Origin of the sequence: Streptomyces sp. NPDC085927, assembly GCF_044540975.1 — a bacterium.
GTDB lineage: Bacteria > Actinomycetota > Actinomycetes > Streptomycetales > Streptomycetaceae > Streptomyces > Streptomyces hirsutus.
Genome location: NZ_JBITSN010000001.1, coordinates 534,155 through 549,779, shown reverse-complemented (window position 1 = coordinate 549,779; position 15,625 = coordinate 534,155). Strand labels below are relative to the sequence as shown.

Annotated in this window: 14 protein-coding genes; 8 read left to right on the top strand and 6 right to left on the bottom strand. The window is 72.9% G+C overall.

Going from position 1 to position 15,625, the window contains the following annotated elements; genetic code table 11:
* The first annotated feature begins 68 nt into the window (after nucleotides 1–68).
* Nucleotides 69–1,517, top strand: coding sequence for an NAD(P)H-quinone dehydrogenase (locus tag ACIF80_RS02520; RefSeq protein WP_399798395.1), 1,449 nt, complete (start codon nucleotides 69–71; stop codon nucleotides 1,515–1,517).
* Between the two features lie 227 nt (nucleotides 1,518–1,744).
* Nucleotides 1,745–2,707: a DeoR/GlpR family DNA-binding transcription regulator gene (locus ACIF80_RS02515; RefSeq protein WP_399798393.1), complete on the top strand. Its 963-nt coding sequence runs from the start codon at nucleotides 1,745–1,747 to the stop codon at nucleotides 2,705–2,707.
* 159 nt (nucleotides 2,708–2,866) lie between these two features.
* On the opposite strand, the gene ACIF80_RS02510 is transcribed toward ACIF80_RS02515, so the two are convergent.
* Entirely contained in the window at nucleotides 2,867–4,639 is a 1,773-nt protein-coding gene (locus ACIF80_RS02510) for an acetyl/propionyl/methylcrotonyl-CoA carboxylase subunit alpha (RefSeq protein ID WP_399798392.1), read from the bottom strand.
* Nucleotides 4,640–5,003: 364 nt separating this feature from the next.
* Between ACIF80_RS02510 and ACIF80_RS02505 the strand changes: the two genes are divergently transcribed.
* Nucleotides 5,004–5,504 carry a hypothetical protein gene (locus ACIF80_RS02505; protein ID WP_399798390.1) on the top strand — a complete coding sequence of 167 codons (501 nt, stop codon included), beginning with the start codon at nucleotides 5,004–5,006 and terminating at the stop codon, nucleotides 5,502–5,504.
* On the opposite strand, the gene ACIF80_RS02500 is transcribed toward ACIF80_RS02505, so the two are convergent.
* From ACIF80_RS02500 to ACIF80_RS02485, 4 genes are all read right to left on the bottom strand, one after another.
* Nucleotides 5,473–6,099 carry a Maf family protein gene (locus ACIF80_RS02500; protein ID WP_399798388.1) on the bottom strand — a complete coding sequence of 209 codons (627 nt, stop codon included), beginning with the start codon at nucleotides 6,097–6,099 and terminating at the stop codon, nucleotides 5,473–5,475. The two genes, ACIF80_RS02505 and ACIF80_RS02500, sit on opposite strands and share 32 nt — an antisense overlap.
* A gap of 105 nt (nucleotides 6,100–6,204) precedes the next feature.
* The gene (gene mmpB / locus ACIF80_RS02495) at nucleotides 6,205–6,333 is read right to left on the bottom strand and encodes a morphogenic membrane protein MmpB (RefSeq protein WP_399798386.1); all 129 of its coding nucleotides are present in this window, start codon (nucleotides 6,331–6,333) and stop codon (nucleotides 6,205–6,207) included.
* Between the two features lie 80 nt (nucleotides 6,334–6,413).
* The gene (locus tag ACIF80_RS02490; RefSeq protein ID WP_399798384.1) at nucleotides 6,414–6,626 is read right to left on the bottom strand and encodes an acyl-CoA carboxylase epsilon subunit; all 213 of its coding nucleotides are present in this window, start codon (nucleotides 6,624–6,626) and stop codon (nucleotides 6,414–6,416) included.
* A gap of 64 nt (nucleotides 6,627–6,690) precedes the next feature.
* A complete protein-coding gene (locus ACIF80_RS02485) occupies nucleotides 6,691–8,280 on the bottom strand; it encodes an acyl-CoA carboxylase subunit beta (protein WP_399798383.1) in 1,590 nt (529 codons plus the stop codon).
* A gap of 217 nt (nucleotides 8,281–8,497) precedes the next feature.
* Between ACIF80_RS02485 and ACIF80_RS02480 the strand changes: the two genes are divergently transcribed.
* On the top strand, nucleotides 8,498–9,394 hold the full coding sequence (locus tag ACIF80_RS02480; RefSeq protein WP_399798381.1) for a biotin--[acetyl-CoA-carboxylase] ligase: 897 nt from the start codon (nucleotides 8,498–8,500) through the stop codon (nucleotides 9,392–9,394).
* A gap of 217 nt (nucleotides 9,395–9,611) precedes the next feature.
* Complete coding sequence (locus tag ACIF80_RS02475; RefSeq protein WP_399798379.1) at nucleotides 9,612–10,772, top strand: adenylate/guanylate cyclase domain-containing protein; 1,161 nt, start codon at nucleotides 9,612–9,614, stop codon at nucleotides 10,770–10,772.
* 34 nt (nucleotides 10,773–10,806) lie between these two features.
* Here the strand turns inward: ACIF80_RS02475 and ACIF80_RS02470 are convergent, their stop codons facing one another.
* The gene (locus tag ACIF80_RS02470) at nucleotides 10,807–11,517 is read right to left on the bottom strand and encodes a hypothetical protein (RefSeq protein ID WP_399798377.1); all 711 of its coding nucleotides are present in this window, start codon (nucleotides 11,515–11,517) and stop codon (nucleotides 10,807–10,809) included.
* Between the two features lie 213 nt (nucleotides 11,518–11,730).
* Here ACIF80_RS02470 and ACIF80_RS02465 point away from each other — a divergent pair, with 213 nt between their 5' ends.
* The 3 genes from ACIF80_RS02465 to hutH all read left to right on the top strand — a co-directional run bounded on the left by ACIF80_RS02465 (nucleotide 11,731) and on the right by hutH (nucleotide 15,591).
* Entirely contained in the window at nucleotides 11,731–12,531 is an 801-nt protein-coding gene (locus ACIF80_RS02465; RefSeq protein ID WP_399798374.1) for an enoyl-CoA hydratase/isomerase family protein, read from the top strand.
* 109 nt (nucleotides 12,532–12,640) lie between these two features.
* Entirely contained in the window at nucleotides 12,641–13,792 is a 1,152-nt protein-coding gene (locus ACIF80_RS02460; protein WP_399798371.1) for a diguanylate cyclase domain-containing protein, read from the top strand.
* Nucleotides 13,793–13,935: 143 nt separating this feature from the next.
* The gene (hutH, locus tag ACIF80_RS02455) at nucleotides 13,936–15,591 is read left to right on the top strand and encodes a histidine ammonia-lyase (protein WP_399798368.1); all 1,656 of its coding nucleotides are present in this window, start codon (nucleotides 13,936–13,938) and stop codon (nucleotides 15,589–15,591) included.
* The last annotated feature ends 34 nt before the right edge of the window (nucleotides 15,592–15,625 follow it).

The following is a 15,625-nucleotide window of genomic DNA, read 5'->3' as shown; positions in this document are numbered from 1 at the left end:
GCCACTCCGGTAACAGGGGGGCCACGGCCGGGCCCCCGGGGCGGTCGCACGGTGGACGGTACGGGACAATGGAGTACGTGACTCGGATCGTGATCATCGGTGGCGGACCCGGCGGATATGAAGCGGCGCTGGTCGCCGCGCAGCTCGGCGCGGAGGTGACCGTCGTCGACAGCGACGGCCTGGGCGGGGCGTCGGTCCTCACCGACTGCGTGCCGTCGAAGACCCTGATCGCCACGGCCGAGGTGATGACCACCTTCGACTCCTCCTACGAGGAGCTGGGCATCATCGTCGCCGACGACACCCCGCACGTGGACCAGGCCGCCCGGGTCGTGGGCGTGGACCTGGGAAAGGTGAACCGCCGTGTGAAGCGGCTGGCCCTGGCCCAGTCGCACGACATCACGGCGTCCGTGACGCGGGCCGGCGCCCGGGTGCTGCGCGGCCGCGGACGGCTCGAGGGCATGCAGGCCCTCGACGGGTCGCGCAAGGTCGTCGTCCGGGCCGCCGACGGGACCGAGGAGACGCTGACCGCCGACGCGGTGCTCATCGCCACCGGCGGCAAGCCGCGCGAGCTGGCCGACGCGCTGCCGGACGGCGAGCGCATCCTGAACTGGACCCAGGTGTACGACCTGAATGAGCTCCCCGAGGAGCTCATCGTGGTCGGTTCCGGTGTGACCGGTGCCGAGTTCGCCGGCGCGTACCAGGCGCTGGGCTCGAAGGTCACGCTCGTCTCGTCGCGCGACCGGGTGCTGCCGGGCGAGGACCCGGACGCCGCCGTGGTGCTGGAGGACGTCTTCCGCCGGCGCGGCATGAACGTCATGGCGCGCTCGCGCGCCCAGTCCGCCAAGCGGGTCGGGGACCGGGTGGAGGTGACCCTCGCCGACGGGCGGGTCATCACCGGGTCGCACTGCCTGATGGCGGTGGGCGCCGTCCCGAACTCCGCGGGCATGGGGCTCGAGGAGGCCGGGGTCAGGCTGCGCGACTCGGGGCACATCTGGACCGACCGGGTCTCCCGCACCAGCGCCCCCGGCGTGTACGCGGCCGGTGACGTCACCGGGGTCTTCGCGCTGGCGTCGGTGGCGGCGATGCAGGGGCGCATCGCCATGTACCACTTCCTGGGCGACGCGGTCGCCCCGCTGAACCTGAAGACCGTCTCGTCGAACGTGTTCACCGACCCCGAGATCGCCACCGTCGGCTACACCCAGGCCGACGTCGACGCGGGCAAGATCGACGCGCGCGTCGTGAAGCTGCCGCTGCTGCGCAACCCCCGCGCGAAGATGCAGGGCATCCGCGACGGGTTCGTCAAGATCTTCTGCCGGCCGGGCACCGAGATCGTGGTGGGCGGCGTCGTGGTCGCACCGCGCGCCTCCGAGCTGATCCACCCCATCTCGCTCGCGGTCGACAACAACCTGACGGTCGAGCAGATCGCGAACGCGTTCACCGTGTACCCCTCGCTGTCGGGTTCGATCGCCGAGGTGGCACGGCAGTTGCACACGCGGAAGATGGGCGGGGAAGCCTGACCGGGCGGACCGGCCCCGGCTCCCCGACGGCTCCTCACCGGCGCTCCCAGACCGACCGTCAACTCCCTTCCCGTCACAGGGAGTTGCGGGACAGGTGCGCGGCATGAGCGGCGCGACCAGGCCATCACTTGGCGCTTATACCACTTGACGGTCGGGTGTGCGAACAACTTCTGCTATTCAGCGCAAAGTGCTGAAAGCAGACGGTCGCTGGAGTTACTGTCAGTTTCGTGTTCGCTGCAGAACGTCGCCAATTGATCCTCGAAATGGTGCGAGCGAACGGGGCCGTGTCGCTCCGTGAACTCGCCCGCGTCGTCCAGACCTCCGAAGTGACCGTACGGCGGGACGTGCGCGCGCTGGAGGCAGAAGGACTCCTCGACCGCCGGCACGGCGGTGCGGTACTGCCGGGTGGTTTCACGCGAGAGTCCGGCTTCCCGCAGAAGTCCCATCTCGCGACCGCCGAGAAGACCGCCATCGCCGACCTCGCCGCGAGTTTCGTGGAGGAGGGCGAGGCCATCGTGGTCGGTGCGGGTACCACCACGCAGGAGCTGGCGCGCCGGCTGGCCCGGGTGCCCGGGCTGACCGTCGTCACCAACTCCCTGCTCGTGGCCCAGGCGTTGGCGCACGCCAACCGGGTCGAGGTCGTGATGACCGGCGGTACGCTGCGCGGTTCGAACTACGCCCTCGTCGGCAGCGGCGCCGAACAGTCCCTCCAGGGACTGCGGGTGTCCAGGGCCTTCCTCTCCGGCAGCGGGCTGACCGCCGAGCGCGGGCTGTCCACGTCCAACATGCTGTCGGCCTCCGTCGACCGGGCGCTGGTGCAGGCCGCCGCGGAGGTGGTGGTCCTCGCCGACCACGGCAAGCTCGGCATGGACACCATGTTCCAGACCGTGCCCACGGACCTCATCACCCGCCTGGTGACGGACGAGCCGCCCGCCCACGACGACCGCGCGGGCACCGAGTTGCAGGCACTCGCCGACCAGGGCGTCCAGATCGCCGTGGCCGGAGCGCCGGGAGGTACCGCGGGCCCGGGGGGTGAGGGGGCCCCGGCACGTCAGCAGCAGCGCCGGGACATGCCGCTGCCGGGGCCCCGTCGACAGGGTCCGGGACTGCGGTCGGCGGTGGGCCTGGGGGCGGCCGAACAGGCCCAGAACACGGAGCGGGCACGGGTCGCGGACCTGCGCAGGCGGTGAGCCGGTGAGCGCGCAGTGGCCCGCGGACGCGCGGTGGCCCGTGGACGCGCGGTGGCCCGTGGACACGCGGTGGCCCGCGGACATGCGGTGGGGCCCGTACACACAAGGCGCCCGGCCGGACCAGGTGGGTCCGCCGGGCGCCTTGAGGCGTCGTACGGGTCAGTCCTTGATCTCGCAGATGACCGCCCCGGACGTGACGGACGCGCCGACCTCCGCGCTGAGGCCCTTGACGGTGCCGGAGCGGTGGGCGTTGAGGGGCTGCTCCATCTTCATGGCCTCCAGGACGACGACGAGATCGCCCTCCTTGACCTCCTGGCCCTCCTCCACCGCGATCTTGACGATGGTGCCCTGCATCGGGGAGGCGAGGGTGTCGCCCGAGGCCATGGGACCGGACTTCTTCGCCGCACGGCGCTTGGGCCTGGCCCCGGCCGCGAGACCCGTGCGGGCCAGCGACATGCCGAGCGAGGCGGGCAGGGAGACCTCCAGGCGCTTGCCGCCGACCTCGACGACGACCGTCTCCCGGTCGGCCTCCTCGTCCGCCTCGGCGTCCGTGCCGGCGGTGAAGGGCTTGATCTCGTTGACGAACTCGGTCTCGATCCAACGGGTGTGGACCGTGAAGGGCTCGGCGGAGCCGGTGAGCTCGGGGGCGAACGCGGGGTCCCTGACCACGGCGCGGTGGAACGGGATGGCGGTGGCCATCCCCTCGACCTGGAACTCGTCCAGGGCGCGGGCCGCCCGCTGGAGCGCTTCCCGGCGGGTGCGGCCGGTGACGATCAGCTTGGCCAGCAGCGAGTCCCAGGCCGGGCCGATGACCGAGCCCGACTCGACGCCCGCGTCCAGGCGCACGCCCGGGCCGGACGGCGGGGCGAACGCGGTGACCGTGCCGGGGGCGGGGAGGAAGCCACGCCCCGGGTCCTCGCCGTTGATGCGGAACTCGAAGGAGTGACCGCGCAGCGGCGGGTCGTCGTAACCGAGCGCCTCGCCGTCGGCGATGCGGAACATCTCGCGCACCAGGTCGACGCCGGCGACCTCCTCGGTGACCGGGTGCTCCACCTGGAGGCGGGTGTTGACCTCCAGGAAGGAGATCGTGCCGTCGGTGCCGACCAGGAACTCCACCGTGCCGGCGCCGACGTAGCCGGCCTCCTTCAGGATGGCCTTCGACGCCGAGTACAGCTCGGCGACCTGCGCGTCGGACAGGAACGGCGCCGGGGCCTCCTCGACCAGCTTCTGGTGCCGGCGCTGCAGCGAGCAGTCGCGGGTGGAGACGACGACCACGTTGCCGTGGGTGTCGGCCAGGCACTGGGTCTCCACGTGCCGCGGCTTGTCCAGGTACCGCTCGACGAAGCACTCGCCGCGGCCGAAGGCGGCCACCGCCTCGCGGACCGCGGAGTCGTACAGTTCCGGGACCTCTTCGAGGGTGCGGGCGACCTTCAGACCGCGGCCGCCACCACCGAACGCGGCCTTGATCGCGATGGGCAGGCCGTGCTCCTTCGCGAAGGCGACGACCTCGTCGGCGCCGGACACCGGGTCGGGCGTGCCCGCGACCAGGGGCGCGCCGGCGCGCTGGGCGATGTGGCGGGCGGCGACCTTGTCGCCGAGGTCGCGGATGGCCTGCGGCGGCGGACCGATCCAGACCAGTCCGGCGTCGAGGACGGCCTGGGCGAAGTCGGCGTTCTCGGAGAGGAAGCCGTAGCCCGGGTGGATGGCGTCGGCCCCCGATTCGCGGGCTGCCTTCAGCACCTTGCCGATGTCGAGGTAGCTGGTCGCGGGAGTGTCACCGCCCAGGGCGAACGCCTCGTCCGCGGCGCGGACATGCAGAGCGTCCCGGTCCGGGTCCGCGTAGACGGCCACGCTCGAGATACCGGCATCCCGACAGGCCCGGGCCACGCGGACAGCGATTTCGCCACGGTTGGCGATGAGCACCTTGCGCACGATTGAGGCTCCCTCCTTGAAACAAGCCGAGTTTAGGGACTGCCGACACGGCACTACGACCCGTCCCCAATGGTGAGCTTGCCCACACGGAGCGTGATTCGAGGCTCGCTCGACCCGCGAAATCCCATGTCGCACCTTGGTACGCAAGACTCCTCCGGGAAACCCTAGCCGTCCCGTGTGGTCAAGGTCTCTGTGAGAGCGTGCTGCGGCCCACTCCGTTTTTTTGTCGAGTCCCTACGAATGGCCCAATGATTCTTTGCCGTTCGTAGGACCCTTGTCCCTGGCTTTACTTGTCAGTAACGTTCGCGCTGCCTTGAGCGTACTCGGGGTAACCACAGTCGTGCTCGAAAGTGGGTGGGGGCCGGTGGTCCGCAGACCGGTGGCGTGGATCGTGGCACTCGTGCTCTTCGCCGAGGGGCTCGGCGTCGCCGCCCTGAACTGGTTGCTCGGGGTCGTCGTCGACCGGCAGCACATGTCACTGGCCGGCCTCGACCCGCACATGACATCGGTGTCCTCGAAGGCCGCCGGCATCGTCTTCGGGCTCTGTTTCGCCCTGTGCGGCCTCGTCGCGCTGCTGGTCGCCCTGCGCGACCGCGCGCCCTCCGGGGCGGGCCGGGTCCTGCTGATCAGTGCCGCCGTGGTGCACGCGCTGCTGGGTGCCCTCGCGTGGGGACTGGTCGGCGCGTCCGCGTTCCTCTCCATGGTGGTGGTGCTCGCCCTCATCGTGCTGCTCCTGATGACGTACGACCCCGACGGCCGCCCTGGAGCGCCCGCCGACGCCACCGGACCCGCCGAGCCCGCGGGCGGGGACGGCAGGAACGGCGCCGACGGGTTCACCTCTCCGGCGGCGCCCACAGCTCCGTGATGCCCACGCCCAGCCGGGCCAGCAGACGGCGCACCAGTGGCAGGCTGATGCCGATGACGTTCCCGTGGTCGCCGTCGATGCCCTCGATGAACGGGGCCGAGCGGCCGTCCAGGGTGAACGCGCCCGCGACGTGGAGCGGTTCGCCGGACGCGACGTAGGCGGCGATCTCCTCGTCGGAGGGCTCGCCGAAGCGGACGACGGTGGACGCGGTGGCGGAGGCGTACCGGCTGCCGTGCGCGGTGGTGTCGTAGACGCAGTGGCCGGTCTGGAGGATGCCCGCGCGGCCCCGCATCGACTTCCAGCGCGCGGTGGCCTCCTCGGCGTCCGCGGGCTTGCCGAGGGCCTGGCCGTCCAGCTCGAGCACCGAGTCGCAGCCGATCACCAGGGCGCCCCGCACCTCCGGCTTCGCCGCCACCACGGAGGCCTTCGCCTCGGCGAGGGCGAGGGCCAGTTCGGCCGGGGTGGGCGCGGTGACGGCGTCCTCGTCGACGCCGCTGACGATCACCTCGGGGGTGAGTCCGGCCTGGCGGAGCAGCCCGAGCCGGGCGGGGGACTGGGAGGCGAGCACGAGCCGACGGCGGGGCTGATCTGTCATGCGATCAGCGTATCGGCGGATCCGCCCATCGGCGTGGCGGCCGGACGCCTCCGCCCGCCCGGCCCGACGGAAGCCCGGGCCCGGACGGCCCGACGGCCGGGCATCTCACCGCACGCCGATCACGATCATCGACAGCACCATGGCCAGCGCCACGAGAACGCCCAGCCGCCGCAGCATCTCCTGCGTGTCCCGCAGTTCCTTCGGCGGCTCGTTCTCGGGGTCGGACCACAGCATGCTCTCCATCGTCCGGCCGCCCGCCCCGGCACCGCCTGAGTACGCGTACTCAACTTCCCGGCACGAGCCGGACGACGGGCTCAGGCCCCCGGCCAGTACGTCCGCGACCAGGCCGTCGGCCCCGGCTGGGGCAGGAGCCGGCCGGCGACGCGGGACGGGTCGGACCAGGAGTCGCGGGGAGCGGGCGCGCCGGACGGCACGGCGGACGCCGCCGCGGCGCGCACGCGGACCACCGCCAGTGCGGCGGCCAGCTCCTCCGGGGTGGGGTTGCCCCGTACGACCTTGATCGTCATGGTGTCTTCCAATCGCTCGGCCGGGCCCCGGTGCGCAGGGCCCGGCGGGCAGGGGTCACAGGGATCAGAGCGGGATGTTGCCGTGCTTCTTCGGAGGCAGGGATTCCCGCTTGGTCCGCAGCTGACGCAGCCCGCGGACGATGTGCCGGCGGGTGTCCGACGGCATGATCACCGCGTCGACGTAGCCGCGCTCGGCCGCCACGTAGGGGTTGAGCAGCGCGTCCTCGTACTCCTGGATCAGCCGGGCGCGGGCGGCCTCGGCGTCGCCCGATTCGGCGATGGTGCGGCGGTGCAGGATGTTGACGGCGCCCTGCGCGCCCATCACCGCGATCTGCGCGGTGGGCCACGCCAGGTTGAGGTCGGCGCCCAGGTGCTTGGATCCCATGACGTCGTACGCGCCGCCGAACGCCTTGCGGGTGATGACGGTGATCAGCGGGACGGTCGCCTCCGCGTACGCGAAGATCAGCTTGGCGCCGCGCCGGATGATGCCGTCGTGCTCCTGGTCGACACCGGGCAGGAAGCCGGGCACGTCGACGAAGGTCAGCACCGGCACGTTGAAGGCGTCGCAGGTGCGCACGAAGCGGGCCGCCTTCTCGGAGGCGGTGATGTCCAGGCACCCGGCGAACTGCATCGGCTGGTTGGCGACGATGCCGACCGGGCGGCCCTCCACCCGGCCGTACCCGGTGACGATGTTCGGCGCGAACAGCGGCTGCGTCTCGAAGAACTCGCCGTCGTCCAGGACGTGCTCGATCACCGTGTGCATGTCGTACGGCTGGTTCGCGCTGTCCGGGACGATCGTGTCCAGCTCGCGGTCCTCGTCGGTGACGGTGAGGTCCGCCTCCTCCGGGTACGCCGGGGGATCGGAGAGGTTGTTGGACGGCAGGTACGACAGCAGCTGCTTGACGTACTCGATGGCGTCCTTCTCGTCCCCGGCCATGTGGTGGGCCACGCCCGAGGTGGAGTTGTGGGTGCGGGCGCCGCCCAGCTCCTCGAAGCCGACGTCCTCGCCGGTGACCGTCTTGATGACGTCCGGGCCGGTGATGAACATGTGCGAGGTCTGGTCCACCATGACCGTGAAGTCGGTGATCGCGGGGGAGTAGACCGCGCCGCCCGCGCACGGGCCGACGACCAGGCTGATCTGCGGGATCACGCCGGAGGCGTGGGTGTTGCGGCGGAAGATCTCGCCGTAGGCGCCCAGCGAGGCCACGCCCTCCTGGATCCGGGCGCCGCCGGAGTCGTTGATCCCGACGACCGGGCAGCCGGTCTTCAGGGCGAAGTCCATGACCTTGACGATCTTCTGCCCGTACACCTCGCCCAGCGCCCCGCCGAAGACCGTGAAGTCCTGCGAGAACACGGCGACCGGGCGGCCGTCGACCGTGCCGTACCCGGTGACGACGCCGTCGCCGTACGGGCGGTTGCCGGCCAGCCCGAAGTTGGTGGAACGGTGCCGGGCGAACTCGTCCAGCTCGACGAAAGACCCTTCGTCGAGCAGCAGATCGATCCGCTCACGGGCCGTCAGTTTGCCCTTGGCATGCTGCTTCTCCACGGCCCGTTCCGAACCGGCGTGCGTCGCCTCGTGAATGCGCCGCTGGAGGTCCGCGAGCTTGCCCGCGGTCGTACGAATGTCGGGCTGCTGCACTTCCGGCTCGGACATCGGGATACGGCTCCCTGCCTGCTCAAAAGGGGGGACGGTTACTCATCCGTAGCGTAGTGGCGGCCCCTGGGATCGGCAGTGCGGTCTTTCCCACACTGTTTTCCCCTTCACAGACCGGGCAACGGGCTGAGAACCGCCCCGGTGACCCGGTCTCGTGATCCGGTCTCCGGACCCGTCCCCGCTGCGCCGCGGAGGACGTCGTACCTAGGCTGGCCGCATGACGAAGTCACCGGATGACGATGGCACGACCGGGCCGGCCCTCCCGCCGACGCCGGGACGCTGGACCGACCTCGACCGCCCGCCGCTGAACGCCGCCGGCCTGCGCAGGGGCCTGGTGCGCGACGGCGGGCTGTGGCGGCAGGTCGACGTGGTGCAGCGCACCGGCTCCACCAACTCCGACCTGGTGGCCCGCGCCGACGCGGGAACGGTCGGCGAGGGGTCCGTGCTCGTCGCGGAGGAGCAGACCGCCGCGCGGGGCCGCCTGGACCGGCAGTGGACGGCCCCGGCCCGCTCCGGCCTCTTCTTCTCCGTCCTGCTCAGGCCCGCCGAGGTGCCGGTGGCCCGCTGGGGCTGGCTGCCCCTGCTCACCGGCGTCGCGGTGGCCACCGGACTGTCCCGGACGGCAGGCATCGACACGGCCCTGAAGTGGCCCAACGACCTCCTCGTCACCGTCGGCGGCGAGGAGCGCAAGGCCGCCGGAATCCTCGCGGAGCGGGCCGGGGACGACGGGGTGGTGATCGGCGTCGGCATCAACGTCAGCCTGCGCGCCGACGAGCTGCCGGTGCCCACCGCCGGGTCCCTGGCGCTGGCGGGCGCGGTGACCACGGACCGGGACCCGCTGCTGCGGGGCGTGCTGCGGTCGCTGGAGGACTGGTACGGGCGCTGGCGGGCGGCGGGCGGCGACCCGGCCGCGAGCGGCCTGCAGGAGACGTACGCGGCGGGGTGCGCGACCCTCGGGCGGACGGTGCGGGCCGAGCTGCCGGGCGACCGGGTGCTGGTGGGCGAGGCGGTCGCCGTCGACGGGGACGGGCGCCTGGTGCTGGCGACGGAGGAGGGGGTGCAGGAACCGGTGGGAGCGGGCGACATCGTGCACGTGCGCCCCGTCGTCCCGTAGGCCCGGTCGCCGTCGTCCCGTGCCCCGCCGCCGCCCCGGGGGCGGGTGAGGGGCGCACGCGGGCACGGGTGCGGATGCGTACGGTGGGTACCCCGATGCCGGGTGCGCCGGTCGTGCCACCCGTCGACACAACCGGACGGAGTGAGCTGGCGCACACCTGCCGTAGAGTTGAGGCCGGTCGAGACATGGCCGTGGCAGATCGGAAGGGCAGCAACGCGTGACCGTCGACGACTCGGACTCCGGAACGGAAGCGCAGGGCCGCGCGGAGCCTCCGCCACCCTCGGCCTCGCGCGAGCGAGGGGACGACTCCCGTCCCGCCGGCAACGGCGAGGACCCGCTCGCTCTGCGTCTCGAACAGCTCATTCTGGGTGCCGAGCGCCGTTACACCCCCTTTCAGGCGGCCCGCAGTGCCAGCGTCACCGTGGAAACGGCCACGCGCTTCTGGCGGGCCATGGGGTTCGCCGACGTCGGACAGGCCAAGGCGTTGACCGAGGCCGACGTCCTGGCGCTGCGCCGGCTGTCAGGCCTGGTGGAGGCGGGGCTGCTGAGCGAGGCCATGGCCGTGCAGGTGGCGCGGTCCACGGGGCAGACCACCGCGCGACTGGCCGAGTGGCAGATCGACTCCTTCCTGGAAGGGCTGACCGAGCCGCCCGAGCTGGGCATGACCCGCACCGAGGTCACGTATCCCATCATCGAGCTGCTCCTGCCCGAGCTGGAGGAGTTCCTCGTCTACGTCTGGCGGCGGCAGCTCGCCGCCTCGGCCGGGCGGGTGCTCCAGGCCGCCGACGACGAGGAGATGGTGGACCGGCGGCTCGCCGTCGCGTTCGCCGACCTCGTCGGGTTCACGCGGCTCACCCGGCGGATGGAGGAGGAGGAGCTCGGCGAACTCGTCGAGGCCTTCGAGACGACCGCCGCCGACCTAGTGGCCGCGCGCGGCGGGCGGCTCATCAAGACCCTCGGTGACGAGGTGCTCTACGCCGCCGACGACGCGGGGACGGCCGCGGAGATCGCCCTGCGGCTGATCGAGACCATGGCGAACGACGAGACGATGCCGGAGCTCCGGGTCGGCATGGCGTTCGGCACCGTCACCACCCGCATGGGCGATGTCTTCGGGACGACGGTGAACCTGGCCTCCCGGCTCACCTCGATAGCTCCTCGGGACGCCGTACTCATCGACACCGCCTTCGCCGAGGAACTGATCCGCACCGGTGACGCGCCCGCCTCCGAAGCCGCCGCCGCCGAGGCGGCGGCCGCGGCGGAGAAGGAGGGCGAGGAGCCGCCGACGTACCGCTTCGGGCTGCAGCCGATGTGGCAGCGGCCCGTGCGCGGCCTGGGCGTGGTGGAGCCATGGCTGCTCACCCGCCGGGACAACCCCTAGAGGTTTGCGGAGCTCTCCGGCGGCCTCCACCGGTTCAGCCCTTGAGGCCGGGGCCGCCGCCCACGCACAGGCCGATGACCGGTACACAGAGGACGGGGCCGTCGTCCGGTTCGCCCGGCCGGTCCGGGGGCGGGGGCGGTGCCTGCCGGTCCGGGGGCCGGGGCCGCGGCGGTGTGCGGTCCGGAGGCGCCGACGGGGGAGTGGGGCCCTTTGGTGGGGCGCCGGTGGGGACCGGCGGCTTCGGGAGCCCTGGTGTGTCCGGGGTGCCTGGGGCGCTCGAGGGGTCCGGAGAGGTGACGGGCGAGGCCACGGTGGTCGGTACGGCGGTGCTGCCCGGGGCGGCCGGTGTGAGCAGCGGCGTGCTCTGACCGCCCAGGGCGGTGGGCGAGGAGGGACCGGCCCCCGGGGCCGGGGCGGCCGGAGCAGCGGTACCGCCCGTGCCGCCCGTGCCGGCCGGGTCGGGGCTCGTGGCGGTCGAGGGGTCCGGGACGACCGGGCGGGGGCCGGCCCCGGTACCGAGGTCCGCGGGACCCGGGTCGGAGGCCAGACGCATGAGGCTCAGGGCGCCCGCGGTCAGCGCCAGCCCGCCGCCGGCCAGCAGGAGTTTCCGGGGGCGGGGTTTGCGGTGACGGCCCCGGATGCGCGCGCTGAAGAGGGTGAATCCGGTGTGCGCCGGTGTGTCCTCGGCCGTCTCCGGCCCGGTGGGCCGCGGTTCGGTCGGTCTGGTCGGCGTGTTCGTCGGCATGATGATCCCTCCCCCTGCGGACGCGCCCCCCACGCGCCGCGGTGCCTCGCACGCTAGGCGTTCCCTTGCAAGGTCGGACCGGAGCGGCCGGGATATCACTCGAACGGGTGGACGGGGGGTGATGAGGGAACTGGACGCGCGCCCTTTGCCGGACGGTGGACGACTGCGATGATCGGGACGACGGATGTTAGCCCGCGTTAACCGGAGGCTGTCGTGAGTGAGGAACGGTTCGGGGAGTTCGTGCTGGTGCGGCGGCATGAGCAGGGGCATGTCGCGGAGCTCGTCCTCGACCGGCCCAAGGCCATGAACGCCGTCTCGACCGAGATGGCCCGCTCCCTCGCCGGGGCCTGCGCGGCACTGGGGAAGGACCCGGCCGTACGGGCGGTGGTGCTGACCTCGTCGCACGAGCGGGCCTTCTGCGTCGGGGCCGATCTGAAGGAGCGCAATTCCTTCAGCGACGCCGACCTGGTGCGCCAGCGGCCGGTGGCGCGCGGGGCCTACACCGGCGTGCTGGAGCTGCCGGTGCCGACGGTGGCGGCGGTGCACGGGTTCGCGCTGGGCGGCGGATTCGAACTGGCCCTGTCCTGCGATGTGATCGTCGCCGACCGCACGGCCGTGGTGGGGCTGCCCGAAGTTTCCGTCGGGGTGATTCCGGGCGGCGGCGGTACCCAGCTGCTGCCCAGACGGGTGGGCGCGGCGCGGGCCGCCGAGCTGATCTTCACGGCGCGCCGGGTGGAGGCCGCCGAGGCCCGGGAGCTGGGGCTCGTCGACGAACTGGTGGAGACGGGGCGGGACCGGGAGGAGGCGCTGGCCCTGGCCGCCCGGATCGCCGCCAACTCGCCGGTGGGGCTGCGGGCGGCCAAGCGGGCGCTGAGGCTGGGGCAGGGACTGGATCTGCCCGCCGGCCTCGAGGTGGAGGACGCCGCCTGGCGGTCCGTGGCGTTCTCGGGCGACCGTGCGGAGGGCGTCGCCGCCTTCAACGAGAAGCGCAAGCCGAACTGGCCGGGGGAATAGGGCGACGCCGGGCCGGAGGGGTGGAGCGGCGGGGGTCCGGGGCATGGTGACGCATCCCGTTTGCTCCTTAAATATACCCGTTCGCGTCGAACGTCCTTAGCCTGGAGGGATGGGTGAGGACAGCCGGCTGGCGGCGGTGGTGACGCTGGCGCAGGGCATGGCCGCCGCACACAGTTCGCAGGAGGTCTGGCGGGCCGCGGCCCATGGGGCCCGCCGGGCACTCGGCGGGAGCTTCGCCGCACTGTCGGTGTGGGAGCGCGAGCTGGGACGGCTGCGGGTCCTGGTCAACGTCGGCGAGCTGGCCGAGGGCGAGGAGGAGTTCCCGGACGCCGAGGCCTACCCCGTGCACCAGTTCGCCGAGATCACCGAGTTCCTGCACGAGCGGTGGGCGGCCGGTGGCGGCGAGCCGGACGCCTGGGTGGAGACCGCCCGGGGGCCGACGGAGGGGCGGCCCGGCTACACCCACCAGAGGGTGGCGGCCCTGCGCAGGCGGGGGCGCGGCTGCTGCGTGGTCGCCCCGATCGTGCTGCACGGGCGGGCGTGGGGCGAGTTGTACGTGGCCCGGCCGGTCGGTGCCCCCGTCTTCGTGCGGGGCGACGCCGACTTCGCGACGGTGCTGGCCGCCGTCGTCGCCGCCGGGATCGCGCAGACCGAGCGGCTGGAGGAGGCGCGGCGGCTCGCGTACACGGACGCGCTCACCGGGCTGGCCAACCGCCGGGCCGTGGACGTGCGGCTCGACGAGGCGATCGAGCGGCACCGCCGGGACGGGGCCGTCGTCAGCCTCGTCGTGTGCGATCTGAACGGGCTCAAGCGGGTCAACGACACGCTGGGGCACGCCGTCGGCGACCGGCTCCTCGAACGGTTCGGGACCGTGCTGTCCCTGTGCGGGGCCATGCTGCCCGGCGCCCTGGCGGCACGGCTCGGCGGGGACGAGTTCTGTCTGCTGGCGGTGGGGCCGTCCGCCGACGAGGCCGTCAAGGCCGCCGGTGAAGTGTGCCGCCGCGCCGTGGAGTTGGAGGTCGGGGACGGTGTGGCCTGCGGGGTGGCGTCCACCGGGGACGACATCGGGCCGGTGCGCTCCGCCCGGCGGCTCTTCCGGCTGGCCGACGCGGCGCAGTACCGCGCGAAGGCCGAGCGGGCGTCCCGTCCCGTCGTCGCCGGGCGTGCGGGCCCGGGTGACCCGATCGTGCGTCTGGCGGACGAGCCGGTACGGGAGCCGGACGGGGAGCGGCGCCGGTTCCGGGGGCGGCACTCGCCGTAGGGGGCTGGGGAGAGGGGGCCGGGCGCCCGGGACGTACCGGTCCGGCGGACTCCGTGGCGTGGCGAGGGGACGGGCATATCGGTAAGGGGTGACCATGGGTCCCGGTGATGACATCATCGAATTCACTGCGTACGCTCCTGAATATGGATATGCACACTGTGGTGAACGGGGAAGGCGCGAAGCGCGGCCTTGGAAGGGTGGTGGTGGGCGACGGGCGGGCGTCCGGCGTGACCGCGTCCGACGTGCTCGCCGTGGCGCGCGGCGGTGCCCGCATCGAGCTCTCCCGCGAGGCGCTGACCGCCCTCGCCGCGTCCCGCAAGATCGTGGACGCCCTGGCCGCCGAGCCGGACCCCGTGTACGGGGTGAGCACCGGCTTCGGCGCCCTGGCCACCCGGCACATCGGACCCGAGCTGCGTGCTCGGCTCCAGCGCAACATCGTCCGCTCGCACGCCGCGGGCATGGGGCCGCGCGTCGAGCGCGAGGTCGTCCGCGCCCTGATGTTCCTGCGGCTGAAGACCCTCTGCTCCGGGCACACCGGCGTACGCCCGAAGGTCGCGCAGGCGATCGCCGACGTACTGAACGCCGGCATCACCCCCGTGGTGCACGAGTACGGTTCCCTCGGCTGTTCCGGCGACCTGGCCCCGCTGTCCCACTGTGCGCTCGCCCTGATGGGTGAAGGAGAGGCCGAGGGGCCCGACGGGACCCTGCGGCCCGCCGGCGACCTGCTCGCCGAGCACGGGATCCGGCCCGTCGAACTGCGCGAGAAGGAAGGGCTCGCCCTCCTCAACGGCACCGACGGCATGCTCGGCATGCTGATCATGGCCCTCGCCGACCTCGACACCCTGTACCGGTCCGCCGACGTCACGGCCGCGATGAGCCTGGAGGCACTGCTCGGCACCGACAAGGTGCTCGCCCCCGAACTGCACGCCATCCGCCCCCATCCGGGCCAGGCCGCCAGCGCCGCCAACATGCTGGCCGTGCTCGCCGGTTCGGGGATGACGGGGCATCACCAGGACGACGCCCCCCGCGTCCAGGACGCCTACTCGGTGCGCTGCGCCCCGCAGGTGGCGGGCGCCGGACGGGACACGATCGCGCACGCCCGGCTGGTCGCCGAGCGCGAACTCGCCGCCGCCATCGACAATCCGGTGGTGCTGCCCGACGGGACGGACTCCGGCGACACGGGTACGGGCGGCACCGGTCCGGGGGCGTTCGGCTCCGGGGGCGGGCGGGTGGAGTCCAACGGCAACTTCCACGGCGCCCCGGTGGCCTATGTGCTGGACTTCCTCGCCATCGCCGTCGCCGATCTCGGCTCCATCGCCGAGCGCCGCACCGACCGGCTGCTGGACAAGAACCGCAGCCACGGACTGCCGCCGTTCCTCGCCGACGACCCCGGTGTCGACTCCGGTCTGATGATCGCTCAGTACACGCAGGCCGCGCTGGTGAGCGAGCTGAAGCGGCTGGCCGTACCGGCGTCGGCGGACTCGATCCCGTCCTCCGCGATGCAGGAGGACCACGTCTCGATGGGCTGGTCGGCCGCGCGCAAGCTGCGTACCTCGGTCGACAACCTCACCAGGGTCATCGCCGTCGAGCTGTACACCGCCGCGCGTGCGGTGGAACTGCGCGAGGGGCTCACCCCGGCGCCCGCGACCCGGGCCGTCGTCGAGGCCGCGCGGCAGGCCGGCGTGGGGGGTCCCGGCCCGGACCGTCACCTCGCGCCCGACCTCGCCGCGGCGGAGGCGTTCGTACGGGAGGGACGGCTGCTGGCGGCGGTGGAGAAAGTCACAGGCCCCCTGCGGTGACGTGCCGCGGCTGCCCGGGGAGCACGGTCAAGTT